The organism is Paenibacillus sp. P22, assembly GCF_000469945.2.
GTDB lineage: Bacteria > Bacillota > Bacilli > Paenibacillales > Paenibacillaceae > Paenibacillus_O > Paenibacillus_O humicus.
The window spans coordinates 1-14,269 of record NZ_CBRA020000021.1 but is presented as its reverse complement, the minus strand read 5'-3'; the positions used below and the strand labels follow the sequence as shown (position 1 = coordinate 14,269).

Sequence of the window (14,269 nt, the reverse complement as noted above, 5' to 3'; positions counted from 1 at the left end):
GCTGCTCCTTCCGTTCCTCGCTCTCCATCTTYRMTCMGRCGABCGCAGTTCKCTTCAGCGCCCGCCCCGACTTGGCGAGCCTGCCGCAGCCACTCGGGAAAATGCTCCTCCGCCTCGTCAGGGAGTCCGGGGAGGATGTTGTGCGGATAATCCCCTGCAAGCTGTTCGGCTGAGACCGGCCATTTCCCGTTGAGCCGCTTGAATTGCCTGATGCCGCTGATCGTCGACCAGGCCTGCTCCTGAAAAATAGTCTCCTCCCGGATCCGGCGGTCCGCCGCCTCCGACAAGCCGCTTTCGCATGCGCAGTCCTCAATGCCGGCCGTTTGCACGGCGTAAGATCCCTTGCCGTCGGAGCGCGAAGCTTCCAGCACTCCCTTGGCCCCCGCCTGCCACCGGTAGTAGCCTCCGGATCGTGACAGCGTGAACGCCGCTGAGGATGGAAGGGCGTCATCGCTTTCCAGAGCCCCGATCGCTGCCGCAGCGGCAGTTCCCGTCTGATCGCTGTCCACCCAGACAACGGTTCGCCTCATGCCGTCCTTGGATGCCGCTGATGCCGCAGGCAGCGCTTCTCCAGCCTTGCTTCCTTCAGGCAGGCTGACGGTCTGGGACAGCTGCGTCGGCACGCCCGGGGCGGCCGCTGCGGATGCCAGCATGAACGCGGCGAGGATTGCGAGCGCAATCCTTGCCGCTCCCTTTTTGCGCCTCCTGTCCCGATCCCAGGTTTCGAGCATGGCATGCAGCGGTCCCGAACCGAGCGTCAGCGGATGGGCTTCGTTTTCGAACGCTTCGTACACGCTGCCGGACTTGAGGTAGCAATAATTGGCTTTCGCATCCATTCCCTGCCTTCCGTAGGCTTTGCCGAGAAAGAACCATGCAAGCCTGTTGCCTGGATGCGACTTGACGTATGCCTTCAGCTCCTCGATTCCGGTACCGCCGCCCTCATTAGGCTCTGCGCTTCCACCGCTGTCCATCCCGCCGCCCCCTTCCCGTTCCTATTCAACCTATATCGGCTGCCGAAGACCATATTGTTCGGCGTCCGAAACAAAAAAACCTGCTCCCGACAGCCGGGAGCAGGCATGATAAGTTCATGAAAAATTTACATATTGAACGGTTCGTCCGCGATTTGAATGGAATCCGTCGGGCAGCCGTCCGCAGCGTCCTGCAGATCTTCGTACAGATTCTCAGGAATCGCCTTCGTGCCGGTGTTGCCGTCCTTGTCGTAGATCGTCTCGGCCAGTCCCTCATCATCATAATCGTAGATATCCGGGGCCGTTGCGCCGCAAGCTCCGCATGCGATGCAGGTGTCTTTGTCAACCCAAGTATATTTAGACATGGTATTCCCTCCTCTATGTGTCATGCATCATCAGCATTCCCTTGACCAGGCAAGTGTATGATTCCCTGTCGTAAGTCTGACTTTACACATCAATTTATAACAAAATCATCATCAATTTGCAAGGATGTACCCCTAATCCGGCGGTTGCGGATGAGCGTCGAAGGGTCGTCGCCGAGCATGCCGGCTGTCAGCACGGCACCCTCTCCATATTTATCCCGCATGGCGTCCATCGCCTTGGTCAATGCCTCCCGGCGCGGCTCGCTTTCGTAATCGAACAGATCGAGCTGCACCGCGGCCGTTTCCTTGGGATGCAGGCTGTGAAGGGTGATGCCGAGCAGGCGGATCGGCACGACTTCCTTCCAATGCTCATCGAACAGCTTGCAGGCTTCGCGGTGGATGACGCCCGCATCCTCGATCGGCTTATCGAGCGCGCGGGAGCGTGTGAGCGTCGTCATATCCGGGAAGCGGACGGTGATCTGCACGCCTCCCGCGAGGAATCCCTTCCGTCTCATCCTGCGGGCGGTCTGATCGGCCAGGTTGAGCAGCACCCGGTGCACGTCTTCCCGCCGCGTCACATTCTCAGGAAGCGTCGTCGTATGGCCGACAGACTTGCTCGCTTCCCTCGTCTCCCGCACCGGCGAGCGGTCGATTCCGTTGGCCGCTTCCTTCATATGGGCGCCGTATACGCCGAACTGGGAAGTCAGCAGCGATTCGTCGGCTGCCGCAAGGTCGCCGATCGTCGCGATGTTCAGCTTCCGCAGCTTGTCGGCGGTTTTGCGGCCGACGCCGAACAACGCGTCGCAGGGTTTGTGCCAAAGAAGTCTCGGAACATCGCGTATGCGCAAAATCGTCAATCCGTACGGCTTCTTCATATCGGATGCCATTTTAGCGAGAAGCTTGTTCGGCCCGATGCCGACCGAGCAGGGAATCGACCATTCCATCCGAATTCTTTCCTGGATGGATTGGGCGATTTCGACGGGACTGCCGAACATGCCTGAGCCCGTAATATCCAGATAACATTCATCGATGGATACGGTCTCCATCAGAGGGGTGTAAGCGGATGCGATCTCCATAAACCCTCGGGAGTAGCGTCTGTAGAGGTTGAAATCTGGCTGGATGAGCACAAGCTCCGGACATCGCTTCAGGCCTTCCCGGACCGTCATCCCGGTGCGAACGCCTTTCGCGCGCGCGGGGTAGGAGCAGGTGACGATGACTCCCTTGCGAAGCTCGACGCTGCCGGCTACGGCCGTAGGCTTGCCCGCGTACCGCTCGGGCTCTTCGGCTTCATGGACCGAGCAGTAAAAAGCGTTCATGTCCAAATGCAAAATGATCCGGCCTTTTCTCGCGCCGCCGGTCTCTTTCTCGCCCATCCTTCCTCCTCCTCCCCATTGTTCATCCAGCATACCCCTGCCTGCCGTCATGGTCAACAAACGGGGGGCATTGCAGGCTTCTGCCCTTCATCCGCCTGGAATCTGCTTTATGCCCATATGAACCTATCGGAGGCCGAAAAGCCTCTTCTCGCCGCCAAATTCGGTTCTTTTCATCCTGACGCCAGCCAAAAGAGCGAAAATTATGCATCTTCACTTCTATCCTGACATGTCAAGGTGATATAATAGAGCATTATAGAGTCGAATGCTTTCACACATTGCTGGGTTAAGACATTAAAGGGGGCACTTCCGGTATGAACCAAGCCATCTCCATCTTTGACACCACCCTGCGCGACGGGACCCAGGGGGAAGGCATCAGCCTGTCCGCCGACGACAAGCTCAAAATCGCCCGCAAGCTGGACGAGCTGGGGGTTCATTATATCGAAGGCGGCAATCCTGGAAGCAACAGCAAGGACATCGAGTTTTTCCAGCGGGTGCAAAAACTCGGACTTCGCGCGAAAATCACGGCGTTCGGAAGCACGCGCCGCAAAAATGCCGTCGCCGCTCAGGATGCCGGCTTGCTTCGGATCGCTGAATCAGGCGTTCAGGCCGCGACTCTCGTCGGGAAATCCTGGGATTTCCACGTCCACACCGCGCTTGGCACGACGCTGGAGGAGAATCTCTCCATGATCCATGATTCCATCGCCTTCCTGAAGCAGAGAGGGCTTGAAGCCATCTTCGACGCGGAGCATTTCTTCGACGGCTACAAGAACAACCCGGAGTACGCCCTTGCCGTCCTGAGGACGGCCCAGGAAGCCGGAGCAGACTGGCTCGTCATGTGCGACACCAACGGCGGCACGCTTCCAGGAGAAGTCGGCGGCATCGTCTCCCGCATCGCCTCGGAGCTGAGAGCCCCGCTCGGCATCCACACCCATAACGACTGCGAGCTGGCCGTGGCCAATACGCTGGCCGCCGTACAGGCAGGGGCGCTCCAGGTTCAGGGCACGATCAATGGTTACGGCGAGCGCTGCGGCAACGCCAATCTATGCAGCATCATCCCGAATCTGCAGCTCAAGCTCGGCTACGCCTGCATCGAAGAAGCGAATCTGAAGCTGCTGACTCCTACGGCGCGTTATATCAGCGAGATCGCCAACGTCAGCATGCCTGTAGGGCAGCCTTATGTCGGCAATGCCGCCTTTGCCCACAAGGGAGGCATCCACGTCTCTGCGATTCTGAAGGACTCCAAGACGTACGAGCATATCTCTCCCGAGCTCGTCGGCAACAAGCAGCGCATTCTCGTCTCGGAGCTCGCCGGCCAAAGCAACGTCATCTCCAAAGCCCAGGAGATGGGATTGGATGTCAGCGCGAACAACGAGAAAACGAAATCCATCATCGACCGGATCAAGGATCTGGAGCATCAGGGCTATCAGTTCGAAGGCGCGGAGGCGAGCATGGAGCTGCTGCTTCGCGATGCTTTCGGCGGCCTGGACGAAATTTTCACGGTCGATTCCTTCAAGATTCTGCTGGAAAAAACAGCCCACGGGATGGTCACCGAAGCCATCGTGAAGCTGCGGGTCGGCAGCGAGTCCGTCTACACCGCCGCCGAGGGCAACGGTCCAGTCAATGCGCTCGACAATGCGCTCCGCAAGGCTCTGCTGCCGTTCTTCCCGCGCATCAACGACATTCATCTCGCCGACTACAAGGTCCGCGTGCTCGACGAGAAGGACACGACTGCAGCCAAGGTCCGCGTCCTGATCGAATCCAGCGACTTCACGAGCAGCTGGAATACTGTCGGCGTATCCGGCAACGTCATTGAAGCAAGCTGGGAAGCCCTGCTGGACAGCCTGCGCTACGCTCTTCTCGGCATGACCAAGGTCGAGCCGGCCGTCGGCGAAGACCATTCGCCCCGCCAAGGCGTCATCAACCACTGAGTTTGGCCTGAATACCGGCCGCTCTTTCCACCTCTTGCAGCAGACAGCAAAAGCCCGGCCATCTGGCCGGGCTTTTGCTGTGCAATCCCTCAATCCTTTCTCGCCGCCAAACGCCTTCCTGCCCGCTGACCGGCGCGTTCATGAGAACAGCCTTTAGAACGTCAGGAGGCTCCTCCGCCTGCAACCAGGCCGGACAGCTTCTTCTCCCATTCCTCGCGGGGAATGACACCCGGTATCCGCTCCAGCACTTTGCCGTCCGGACCGATCAGCAGCGAAGTCGGAAAATTGTTTACTTTGTACAGCTTGGCGACCTCTCCATCGCGGTCCATCGGAATCGGGAAGGTCAGCTTCTTCTCGTCGACGAACTTGCGCGCGTCGCGTTCACGGTCGTAGCTGGTCGCATTGATGCCGTAGAAATCGATTCTGTCGCCGTATTTTTCATACAAGGCTTGAAGATCCGGCGCTTCCATGTCGCAAGGACCGCACCAGGAAGCCCAGAAATTAATCAAAACCGGCTTGTCCCGCGGTCCGCCGACGGAATAAGGACGCTCGTCCAAACCCGGCAGCGTGAATGCGGGAGCCTCATAACCGGCCTTCGGCTTGGAAGCCGGTTCGCCCGAGGTCGTCAGAGAGGCGAGTGAACCGCTCTTCCACATCCAGCCTCCGAGCAAAGCCGCGGCGCAAGCCAATACGATGATGATGCCTGTCCGTTTCATAGCGCGACCTACCTTCATTCTCTGTTAGACATTAGTACCGTCATGTTATCATGAATGGACTTGGCGCTCAACTTGGCGCATGAGCCAGCGACACACGAACCGAGAGGTGATCATCATGTCCTCCATCGCGCGGATTACGCCGGATGCCCTTGAAGCCATGCTTCGGAGCTGCCTGGCTTCTCCACTTGAAGAATGCTGCGGCATCGCCGCGTGCCGGCTGGACGATCCTCTGCGGATCGTAACGGCCGTCCTGCCCGTACCGAACGGCCATGCCGACTCCGGGACCCGCTACGCCTTCGGACCGGAGCAATGGGTTGCGCTCTTCTATCGCCTGCGCCGGGAAGGATTGGATGCTGCCGGCATCTATCATTCCCATCCGCGCACTCCCGCATTCCCGTCCGACCTGGACAGGTCCCATCCCATGTGGACTCGTTCCGACGCGGACGAGCCCTCCGGCATCGCCGGAGGGCTCGTCATGTGGATCGTTTCGCTGATGGATAGAGACCGGCCGGAGATCGCGGCGTTCAGGCCGTCCCGAGCTGGACTCCGCAAGCTAGTGCTGGCTGAGGTACGCGTATAAATCGCCGAGCGTCTTGATGTTCCGGGAGCGGATTCTGTCCAGGTATTTGAGCCATAGCTGGGCCTGCATCCTGCAGTCCTCGAGCGCGTGATGCCGCTGGGTGACCGGAATGCCTTCCTCTTCCAGCAGCTCGTCGAGCCCGTAGGCTTCCCTGCCGGGGTTCAGCCACTTGGCGACCATCATCGTATCCAGCACCCGATGCGACAGGTTCACCTTCGAGGTCCGCCAGAGAGCGGCATTGAGGAACTGCTTGTCATGGCCGCTTCCATGCGCGATGAGCAGCCTTCTGCCGCAAAATTCCATGAAGCTGTGCAGGACATCGAGGAGATCCGGAGCCTCTTCGACCATTCCGCTCGTGATGCCGGTCAGCTCGGTAATGTGGAGAGGAACCTTTCGTTTCGGATTGACCAGGCTGTAGAAGAACTTATCCTCCTGCACAGCCCCGCCCTTGAGCAGCAAAGCCCCGAAGCTGATGATTTCGTCTCCGTTATAAGGGTAGAAGCCCGTCGTCTCCAGATCGAAAACGATCGTCTCCATCTCCTCGAAAGGAGTATCGAGCATAGCCTGCTTGCGCAGATCCTTGTTCATCGAACGCATGAAAGCCATCTGCTGCGCATTCTGCGCGCCGAGCATGGAGGCGATGGCCGGCGTAACGCCGCCCATCTTGTACAGCTGCCACATCCGGTTCACGCCTTTGGTTTCCTTCATTCCAACCTCCCTCCGCTCTTGTCAAAGCCTGCCCATCGTGTGCCTGTACACACGCCGCTGCAGCTTTTTCCCGAGCTTGAGGCCGCTTTTCAGTTCTTCAGCCATTTCTTTGCTCAGCTTCCGGGCAGACAGCTTCCCGTTCGTGGAGAACTGTCCTCCCTCGAGCTTTTCCGTCGTCATCATGCGAAGCCTCATGAACAAGCGGAACGTCTGCATCCACTCCCTGGCGTCTTCGGCGGTGACGACGCCCGCCTGCTCCAGAAGCCGGATCCGTCCGAGGGTGGAAGTCTCGCGAAGATTGGCTTCAATGGCGAGCATCCTTACGGCGTTCACCATCGGAATATAAGCCCCGTACTTGATATCCAGACTGCCCGCATCCGCTCCGTACTGCTCCTTGAGCAGCTGGCCGAACACGTTGAGCAGCACCTTGTGCTTCATCGTATTGTCCAGCATCCTTCTCACGATCAGCGGTGAACTGAGGATATCTCCGTAGAAATGGCTCATCATGTCGGCATGGAGCTCGGCGCTGCCGTACACGCAGCGGCTGTCCGCGACGATCAGCAGGTACCGGACCGCTTCCCATGCGGGCTCCCTGAACCATTCCCCCAGCCGAGCCTTCCATACCGAGGCGGAGCTGCACCAGTCCGGATTGCTGCTCAGCACATTGCCCTCGCACAGAGGGTATCCCGCCATCAACAGCAACTGGACCGTCTCTTTTCCCAATAGCTCGAAATAGTCCCTGCAATGAACGGCATCCGCCTCGTTTTGCGGATCCGCGTAGATCATCCCGCTATCCTGATCGCTGAGCAGGGTCTGCTCCATCCTGCCCCCGCTGCCGAACAAAAGATACGCAAAAGGCACGGGGGGATTTCCTTTCCCGAGCCGTGCCAGTTCCTTTTGCGCGAGCCAGATGCAGCGCCTGACCATGGCATCATGCACATCGTTGAGCTCGCCGTAGAATGGTTCCGTTTGTTGCTGAGGCAGCCGGCTGATCATGATATCATGGACAGATTCGCGGATTCGGCGCAAGCCTGCGGCATTGTCCGCATTGCTTATGCTTTGCAGCAGCTGCTGCCATCCCAAATCCGTCATTCGGCTCTCTCCCCTCTTGCTATCAGCATACCATGAAGCCGGGGATCAAGCTTGGATATTCTGGCTTGCTTTCTTCAGCTGCTCCGGATAGCCGTAGTTGCCGTGCTCGCTGAGATCAAGGCCGGCGATCTCCTGCTCTTCCGTAACCCGAAGTCCCATGACGAACTTCATGATGCCGAGGAGCACGAAGCTGACGACGAGAACGTAAGCGCCGCAGATGACGACCGATTCAAGCTGAACCCACAGCTGATGCCAGGAACCGGTGTCGATGAGGCCTCCGCGGCCTACCGCGACTTTGTCTGCCAGCTCCTGCGTGGCGAAAATGCCGTTGGCGAGCGTGCCCCAGATGCCGGCGGCGCCGTGAACGGACATCGCGAAGATCGGATCGTCGACTTTGATCTTCTCGAAGAAACGGGCGCTGAAGAAGACGAGGACGCCGGCGACGAGGCCGATCACGACAGCGGCCCAAGGATCGACAAAGGCACAGGAAGCGGTGATGGCGACGAGGCCCGCGAGAGCTCCGTTCAGCGTCGTGCCGATGTCGGCCTTGCCCATGACCGCCCAGGAGATGAGCAGGGCTGCGACAGCGCCGCCAGCCGCTCCGAGCTGGGTGTTGAACGCGACGTAACCGAAGAATCCGTCGCCGATAGCAACCGTGCTGCCGGCGTTGAAGCCGAACCAGCCGACCCAGAGGATCAAGACGGACAAAGCCGTGAACACTTGGTTATGGCCGAGAATTTCGTTGGCCGAGCCGTCTTTATTGAATTTGCCGATGCGAGGCTTCAGCAGCACGGTGCCCGCGAATGCGGCCAACGCGCCCGTCAAGTGGACGACGGTCGAGCCGGCGAAGTCCTGCGCGCCGTCCTTGGCAAGGAAGCCGCCGCCCCAGATCCAGTGGGAGATAACGGGATAGATGAGGGCTGTGAACAGGACCGTGAAGATCAAGTAGACGGAGAGCTTGGCGCGTTCCGCGAAGCCGCCCCATGCGATGGAAAGCGATACAGCCGCGAACGCAAGCTGGAACATGAAGAAGATTGTCGTTGGAAGGCCGTTGTCAACGGAGGCTTTGGCCGGGTTCAAGAAGAAGTCTCCCCATCCTATGAACGAGTTGCCTTCGCCGCCGAATGCGATGCCGTACCCTACGGCCCAGTAGATCAGGGAACAAAGGCCTACGGTAAAGATCGTCTTGCCGGCGACATGCCCGGCATTCTTCATGCGGGTCGACCCGGTTTCCAGAAGGATGAATCCGCCTTGCATGAGCAAGACTAGGATGGCGGCCAGCATGACCCAGAGGGCGTTAAGTCCCATGTTGAGCGTTCCGGCGGAAGGATCTTCCGCGAATGCCATTGCCGGGAACAGGACCAGCAAGGCAACGAGAGATATCAAGCTTTTTTTTGACCACAACGACCACTCCCTAATGTAATGTTCTCTAACACGTTTTGAAAGACTTAATGCCATTATAGTCAGAAGTACCTGCTTTGACAATATACAATCCAATAAAAACGCAAAGGATATCCGACATTCCCTTATCTAATCGTAACGAATGTTAAGTTTTTTAACCGGTTTGGCCTCCGATCCAAGCCATCCGTCTTGGGCCTTTCGTAATTCATGAAGCCTGTCGGGTTCTTTTCGCGTCGTCTCCATGGACCGCGATTGGATGGTCGGCCGGTCATGTCAGGTTACCTGCAATCGCTTCCATTAAAATATGGGCCGTTTGGAGTCCGTTTGTTTGACGGCATCGTTCGTTAGCGATTATCATAGTTTTTAATAGAGAGCGTTAGGGTTTATAAGGATGGTGGAGGAGAATGAACGAGAACCTGCTGAAAATCGGAGAATTGTCCCGCCAGGCCAGCGTCAGCGCGCGGACAATCGATTATTATACGAAGCTGGGCCTGATCAGCCCCGAGACGCGTTCCGAGGGGAATTATCGGCTCTACAGCATTGAAACCTTGGAACGGCTGAAGCGTATAGAACAAATGAAGAAAGACAAATATACGTTGGATGAAATCAAGCAGGCGCTGGACAGCTGGAACAAAGTCTCGTCCGTGTCCCAAGTCACGCAGAAGCTGAGTGATCTGCAGCTTCATCTCAGCCAGCTCGAGCGTGAAGTGAAAGAGCTTGAGCCCGTTATCCAGAATCTCAAGCCCAAGCAGGCCAACCAGGCTTTCAACCGGCTGATTCCGCAGACGGCCGCCTGCATCGAGGCGCTGATGCTGATTCTGAACAAAGGCAATTTCATGTAGGCCAACGCAAACCATGCAGCATGGAGGGATACTATGTTTTTTCATCCGATGGACTTCTTGATTCTGATCGCCTTCGGCCTCTCGATCTGGGCTCAGTTCCGGGTCAAGGGCACATTCAACCGCTGGGCTGAAGTTCCTGCCATGAGCGGCATGACAGGCTACGAGGCCGCCAGGCGCATGCTGGATGCCAACGGCCTCCACGATGTGCCGATCGAACCGGTCCCAGGACGCCTCAGCGACCACTACGACCCGATTCATCGCGTCGTCAGGCTGTCGGAGCCGGTGTACTACGAAAGCTCCATATCGGCCATCTCCGTCGCCTGCCACGAAGTCGGCCATGCCATCCAGCACAAGCAGAGCTACCCGATGCTGGTTCTGCGCCACCGGATCTTCCCGGTCGTGAACTTCGCTTCCGGCATCGCGCCGTTTCTGTTGATCGCAGGCTTCCTGTTCTCCGCCACGGGCCTTATCGGCGCCGGCATCGTATTCTTCTCGGTAGCGGTCGCATTCCAGCTGATCACGCTGCCCGTCGAGTTCAATGCCAGCAGCCGCGCGCGCGAGCTGATGGTATCCGAAGGATTCATCAGCAACGAAGAAGAGCGCGGCGTCGCCAAGGTCCTCAACGCAGCCGCGCTCACGTATGTGGCTGCAGCGCTGATTTCCTTGCTGGAGCTTGTGAAGTACATCATGATCTTCACCTCCTCGAACCGCGAGTAGCCTTCATCGGCATGCGAAAAGGCGTCCCAGATATTCTGGGACGCCTTTTGTGTCTGCTCATGCCCATCAGGGAGCTTCCGCATGCCATGCTCCCCTGCTACCGCCGATAGCGGTCCTTGCGGTATCTTTCCCTCTTGTCCATCAGTCCGTACAGGAGGAAGCCGCCGATTGCCCCGCCTACATGCGCCCACAGATCGACGCCGACATTGATGACGGAATAGACGACCCCGAACAGCAGAATGATGTACACCGTCTGCTCGGAGCTTTTGTCCATCATTCCCTTGCGCAGCAGCGCGATGAACAGGTAGGCCCCGTACACGCCGTAGATTGCCCCGGAAGCGCCCAGCGACAGCTGAGTGCCCGTTACGATGACCGCGCCGATCAGGTTGCCTGCAACGCCGCTGAGCAGGTACAGGATCAGGTACCTGACGGAACCGAGCAGCCTCTCCAGCGGAGGGGCGAACACGAGCAGGGCGAACATGTTGAACAGCAGATGCTGCAGTCCCCCGTGGACGAACATCGACGTCACATAGCGCCACGGCTCTTCAAGACCGTAAGGGTCCAGCGGGCTTTGAAAAAATAAAAAACGGCTGGTCAGCGTTCCGGTGTTTAACCCTCCGCTTGCCATCTGGGCGATGTACATGAGGATATTGAGCGCGATCAGCACCGATGTGACCGGATAGGCCTTCAAGTAGCCCCGGAAGCTTTCGTAGCGCAGGAATATCATTAAGGCGTCTCCTCCTTAGCCGATTGGACAACACGGTTAGCGAACGATTATAATGGTCTAGCATTTCCTATCCCAAGCATTGTTGAAGGAGGAATTCCCCATGGCACAAGAACGTCAAGCGGCTTTCAAAGGAAATCCGATCACGCTCGTTGGTCCTGAGCTCAAAAAGGGCGATAAAGCGCCGGACTTTTCCCTGAACAAATCTCTCGTCGAAAATGTATCCCTCGCCGATTATGCCGGCAAGATCAAGCTTATCAGCGTCGTTCCCTCCATCGATACGGGCGTATGCGACGCCCAGACCCGCCGCTTCAACGAAGAAGCCGCCAAGCTAGGCAGCAACGTGGCCGTGCTGACCGTCAGCGCCGATCTTCCCTTCGCCCAAGCCCGCTGGTGCGGAGCGGCAGGCATCGATCAAGTGACCCTGCTGTCCGATTACAAAGGCAACGAGTTCGGGCAAGCTTACGGCGTCCTGATCAAGGAATTCGCTCTCGACATGCGCTCGATCTTCGTCCTGGACGCCGACAACACGATCCAATACGTCGAGGTTCTTGGCGAAATGACCGAGCATCCGAACTACGAAGCAGCCGTCGAAGCGGTGCGCGCCTTGCAATAGGCCGCTTCCGCGATAGAGAAAAGCGAGCAAGGATGAACTCCTTCGCTCGCTTTTTTTATATTCAAGCCTGAGTCGTCTTGAAGGCGGACAGCTTCTTGTCGAGCGTACGGTAAATGTCCAGGATAATGCGGTAATTGGCTCCCAGATCCCCAAGGGATCCGCGGGAAGCCGAATAAATATCCACCGCCGATGTTACCGGTCCGACCCCGATGACCGACACCGTGATATCCATCGTCCTGCCTGTAACCGTTCTCTTTTCAAGCACGATCTCCCCGACGGATTGCACGTCATGAAGAACTTTGTATCCCTGCATCTTCTTGAGCGTGGACAATACTTCTTCCCAGGCTTTGTCCTTCGATAGCTTGTAATAATGGGATTTGAGCTGCGGATCCTTGGCCTTGTCGCCTGTTTGTTCGAAGCTGCGGAGCAGTCCGATAAACGTACGTTTCAGCAAGTGATGGTCTCCCCCTCCGGCATCTATATGTATACCCCTGCAAAAAAAAAGGCCCTGACAGCAGTCAGAGTCATGGAAGAACTCTAAAATTATAGTCCCGCAGTGCCGTCTGGCTTGCTTGTTTCTGAACCCGCTCTCGCAGGTGGGTGTCCTCAGGAAGGGTTTTGAGATCCTCCATAAAATGAAGGCATGTCAGCCGCCCGCCGATGTTGAACTCCCGTGAAACAGCCATTGGTTCAAAACACGTTAAGCCATAACGAGCACCGCAGGATGTATAGCTATTATAAGCTTTGTCGAAACAAAAGTAAAATCGCCGAGGCTTAAAAAAGGCCGTTATTTCTTGGTATCCTCGCTCAGCTCGGCTTCCAGGGCATCTTCTTCGGCTTCCTTGTTCCTCGCTTCCGTCTGAGCCTGGATTTTCTGGTACGTCAGGTAAAAGTTCCAGAATGCGAAATAAGCGATGATGCTGCCCATGAAAAATGGAATCAGCCATGTCAGCTTTGTGGAAAAGCTGATATAGATGATAAATCCGCTTACAATTGCCGTCGAGAACGAGCGGAGCGGCCTTCCGATCGTGATGAGCAGCGCGTTCTTGAGCAGCTGGAACGTCTTCATATGGTAGTGGACGACCATGGAGAAGAAGTTGAACAGCGAGATCCCGAGCAGCAGAATCAGGCCCAGAAAGACATAGGACACCAGTTGAAGGCTCGAATTGCCTTGGAAATACTTGAAATCCACAATCATGATGCCCAATACGAGCGCATACACGATTCCGCCGATCATGCTTTGAAGATAATTTTCTTTGTAATGGCGGAAGTAGGTCCGGAAGAGCGGAACGTCAAGATCCCCCATCACCCATTTGCGGGCGACTCCGAACATGGCGGATGTAGCCGGGAATAGCGTGAAAGGAGCTACGGCCAATCCCATGACCAGCCACCAGTAGAACATGCTCATCGCATTTTCTTCCAGGCCGGTCGACAAAAATGCCGTGAATACAAAAAACGCGAAAGGCAGCGAACATACGATCCAGAGAATATTCGTCACCGCAAGCCTCATGATCCATTCCGAGATGCGGTAGAACCCTCCCATAATTCCTCTCATTTCCATAAGCGGACCCCCTAGAAGCAAGCTTGAACATCTGCTTTTCCATTATAACTCAGCCGAGCCCATAAGCCCAACTTTTTGACAGGAGGGCTAACGTCCTTCCCATGGCAGCCGTACCGGAATAATTTGTATCATCTTCACCCCATCAACCATACAGGAGGTGCTTCACATGGGCGCAGCTTACGGAGGATTCGGAGGCGGATACGGCGGTTGCGGCGGTTACGGCTTCGGCGGTTACGGCATCGGCGCGATTCTCGTCCTGTTCATTCTGCTTGTCATCATCTCTCGCGCATTCTGGTACTAATCCGCAGCGGGCTGCCGCTGCGGACTACGGGAATCCTTGCCTTCAAGCAGGGACCGCTGCCGGCATCCATCACGGAATGGAATCAGGGCAAACATGGGGCATCGAAATGAAGTAGATGAAATAAAAACGAACGTCCGCAGCCTTGTTGGCCGCGGGCGTTCGCTTATGAAAGTCGAATTGAAAAAGCCGGGAAATCCGCATTGGGATTTCCCGGCTTTGGTTTTGAAAATCAGCCTTCCGTCGGTCGGCGCGTTTCGCTGCTGCTGCGGTTTTCGTAGCTGCGGCCTTCATAACCGCGACCGCCTTCCGTTCTTGGCTTGTAGCCGTCACGGCTGCTGCTGCGGTTGCCGCCGTAGCTGCTGCCGCCGCCGCTGCCGTAG

15 protein-coding genes, 1 other RNA gene and 2 pseudogenes are annotated in these 14,269 nt (G+C 57.1%); 7 read left to right on the top strand and 11 right to left on the bottom strand.

Annotated elements, in window-relative coordinates; genetic code table 11:
- The 3 genes from BN871_RS05470 to BN871_RS05460 form a co-directional block, all read right to left on the bottom strand.
- A partial coding sequence (locus BN871_RS05470; protein WP_048744930.1) for a hypothetical protein occupies positions 1-971 on the bottom strand: 971 nt, incomplete at its 3' end.
- 125 nt (positions 972-1,096) lie between these two features.
- A complete protein-coding gene (locus BN871_RS05465; protein ID WP_021880162.1) occupies positions 1,097-1,333 on the bottom strand; it encodes a ferredoxin in 237 nt (78 codons plus the stop codon).
- Between the two features lie 89 nt (positions 1,334-1,422).
- Positions 1,423-2,703, bottom strand: coding sequence for a DNA polymerase IV (locus BN871_RS05460; protein WP_048744929.1), 1,281 nt, complete (start codon positions 2,701-2,703; stop codon positions 1,423-1,425).
- 311 nt (positions 2,704-3,014) lie between these two features.
- On the opposite strand from BN871_RS05460, the gene cimA reads away from it, so the two are divergent.
- Positions 3,015-4,631, top strand: a complete 1,617-nt coding sequence (cimA, locus tag BN871_RS05455) for a citramalate synthase (protein ID WP_048744928.1) — start codon at positions 3,015-3,017, stop codon at positions 4,629-4,631.
- 161 nt (positions 4,632-4,792) lie between these two features.
- Here the strand turns inward: cimA and BN871_RS05450 are convergent, their stop codons facing one another.
- The gene (locus BN871_RS05450) at positions 4,793-5,347 is read right to left on the bottom strand and encodes a TlpA disulfide reductase family protein (RefSeq protein WP_049867078.1); all 555 of its coding nucleotides are present in this window, start codon (positions 5,345-5,347) and stop codon (positions 4,793-4,795) included.
- 115 nt (positions 5,348-5,462) lie between these two features.
- On the opposite strand from BN871_RS05450, the gene BN871_RS05445 reads away from it, so the two are divergent.
- Positions 5,463-5,927, top strand: coding sequence for a Mov34/MPN/PAD-1 family protein (locus tag BN871_RS05445; protein ID WP_048744927.1), 465 nt, complete (start codon positions 5,463-5,465; stop codon positions 5,925-5,927).
- Here BN871_RS05445 and BN871_RS05440 read toward each other — a convergent pair.
- Genes BN871_RS05440 through BN871_RS05430 form a run of 3 tightly spaced genes read right to left on the bottom strand, consistent with a single transcriptional unit; the run spans position 5,901 to position 9,074 of the window.
- The gene (locus BN871_RS05440) at positions 5,901-6,635 is read right to left on the bottom strand and encodes an exonuclease domain-containing protein (RefSeq protein ID WP_048744926.1); all 735 of its coding nucleotides are present in this window, start codon (positions 6,633-6,635) and stop codon (positions 5,901-5,903) included. The genes BN871_RS05445 and BN871_RS05440 overlap by 27 nt on opposite strands.
- A 21-nt stretch (positions 6,636-6,656) precedes the next feature.
- The gene (locus tag BN871_RS05435; RefSeq protein ID WP_021880156.1) at positions 6,657-7,727 is read right to left on the bottom strand and encodes a DUF294 nucleotidyltransferase-like domain-containing protein; all 1,071 of its coding nucleotides are present in this window, start codon (positions 7,725-7,727) and stop codon (positions 6,657-6,659) included.
- Between the two features lie 45 nt (positions 7,728-7,772).
- Positions 7,773-9,074, bottom strand: a complete 1,302-nt coding sequence (locus BN871_RS05430) for an ammonium transporter (protein WP_048744931.1) — start codon at positions 9,072-9,074, stop codon at positions 7,773-7,775.
- A 458-nt stretch (positions 9,075-9,532) separates the two neighbouring features.
- Here BN871_RS05430 and BN871_RS05425 point away from each other — a divergent pair, with 458 nt between their 5' ends.
- Both BN871_RS05425 and BN871_RS05420 read left to right on the top strand, forming a co-directional pair.
- Complete coding sequence (locus BN871_RS05425) at positions 9,533-9,970, top strand: MerR family transcriptional regulator (RefSeq protein ID WP_021880154.1); 438 nt, start codon at positions 9,533-9,535, stop codon at positions 9,968-9,970.
- A gap of 33 nt (positions 9,971-10,003) precedes the next feature.
- On the top strand, positions 10,004-10,687 hold the full coding sequence (locus BN871_RS05420; RefSeq protein WP_021880153.1) for a zinc metallopeptidase: 684 nt from the start codon (positions 10,004-10,006) through the stop codon (positions 10,685-10,687).
- A 97-nt stretch (positions 10,688-10,784) separates the two neighbouring features.
- Here BN871_RS05420 and BN871_RS05415 read toward each other — a convergent pair whose 3' ends face one another.
- Positions 10,785-11,414, bottom strand: a complete 630-nt coding sequence (locus BN871_RS05415; protein WP_021880152.1) for a rhomboid family intramembrane serine protease — start codon at positions 11,412-11,414, stop codon at positions 10,785-10,787.
- Between the two features lie 100 nt (positions 11,415-11,514).
- Between BN871_RS05415 and tpx the strand changes: the two genes are divergently transcribed.
- Together tpx and BN871_RS30140 are read left to right on the top strand one after the other, a co-directional pair.
- Complete coding sequence (gene tpx / locus BN871_RS05410) at positions 11,515-12,027, top strand: thiol peroxidase (RefSeq protein ID WP_048744925.1); 513 nt, start codon at positions 11,515-11,517, stop codon at positions 12,025-12,027.
- Between the two features lie 95 nt (positions 12,028-12,122).
- Positions 12,123-12,161: pseudogene (locus BN871_RS30140) on the top strand (hypothetical protein).
- A gap of 29 nt (positions 12,162-12,190) precedes the next feature.
- Here BN871_RS30140 and BN871_RS05405 read toward each other — a convergent pair.
- The 3 genes and pseudogenes from BN871_RS05405 to BN871_RS05400 all read right to left on the bottom strand — a co-directional run.
- A pseudogene (locus BN871_RS05405) lies at positions 12,191-12,481 on the bottom strand (hypothetical protein); the annotation flags it as partial.
- 90 nt (positions 12,482-12,571) lie between these two features.
- Positions 12,572-12,756: non-coding RNA, 6S RNA (ssrS, locus tag BN871_RS26600), on the bottom strand.
- A gap of 58 nt (positions 12,757-12,814) precedes the next feature.
- Entirely contained in the window at positions 12,815-13,588 is a 774-nt protein-coding gene (locus BN871_RS05400; protein WP_048744924.1) for a YesL family protein, read from the bottom strand.
- Between the two features lie 166 nt (positions 13,589-13,754).
- Here BN871_RS05400 and BN871_RS26595 point away from each other — a divergent pair, with 166 nt between their 5' ends.
- Positions 13,755-13,889, top strand: coding sequence for a hypothetical protein (locus BN871_RS26595; protein WP_021880148.1), 135 nt, complete (start codon positions 13,755-13,757; stop codon positions 13,887-13,889).
- Positions 13,890-14,269 lie beyond the last annotated feature (380 nt).

Coding starts and splice junctions, on each gene's coding strand:
- BN871_RS05465 (WP_021880162.1), bottom strand. CDS start 1,333: ATGTCTAAATATACTTGGGTTGACAAAGACACCTGCATCGCATGCGGA.
- BN871_RS05445 (WP_048744927.1), top strand. CDS start 5,463: ATGTCCTCCATCGCGCGGATTACGCCGGATGCCCTTGAAGCCATGCTT.
- tpx (WP_048744925.1), top strand. CDS start 11,515: ATGGCACAAGAACGTCAAGCGGCTTTCAAAGGAAATCCGATCACGCTC.
- BN871_RS05440 (WP_048744926.1), bottom strand. CDS start 6,635: ATGAAGGAAACCAAAGGCGTGAACCGGATGTGGCAGCTGTACAAGATG.
- BN871_RS05435 (WP_021880156.1), bottom strand. CDS start 7,727: ATGACGGATTTGGGATGGCAGCAGCTGCTGCAAAGCATAAGCAATGCG.
- BN871_RS05415 (WP_021880152.1), bottom strand. CDS start 11,414: ATGATATTCCTGCGCTACGAAAGCTTCCGGGGCTACTTGAAGGCCTAT.
- BN871_RS05430 (WP_048744931.1), bottom strand. CDS start 9,074: ATGGCATTCGCGGAAGATCCTTCCGCCGGAACGCTCAACATGGGACTT.
- BN871_RS26595 (WP_021880148.1), top strand. CDS start 13,755: ATGGGCGCAGCTTACGGAGGATTCGGAGGCGGATACGGCGGTTGCGGC.
- cimA (WP_048744928.1), top strand. CDS start 3,015: ATGAACCAAGCCATCTCCATCTTTGACACCACCCTGCGCGACGGGACC.
- BN871_RS05450 (WP_049867078.1), bottom strand. CDS start 5,347: ATGAAACGGACAGGCATCATCATCGTATTGGCTTGCGCCGCGGCTTTG.
- BN871_RS05420 (WP_021880153.1), top strand. CDS start 10,004: ATGTTTTTTCATCCGATGGACTTCTTGATTCTGATCGCCTTCGGCCTC.
- BN871_RS05425 (WP_021880154.1), top strand. CDS start 9,533: ATGAACGAGAACCTGCTGAAAATCGGAGAATTGTCCCGCCAGGCCAGC.
- BN871_RS05460 (WP_048744929.1), bottom strand. CDS start 2,703: ATGGGCGAGAAAGAGACCGGCGGCGCGAGAAAAGGCCGGATCATTTTG.
- BN871_RS05400 (WP_048744924.1), bottom strand. CDS start 13,588: ATGGAAATGAGAGGAATTATGGGAGGGTTCTACCGCATCTCGGAATGG.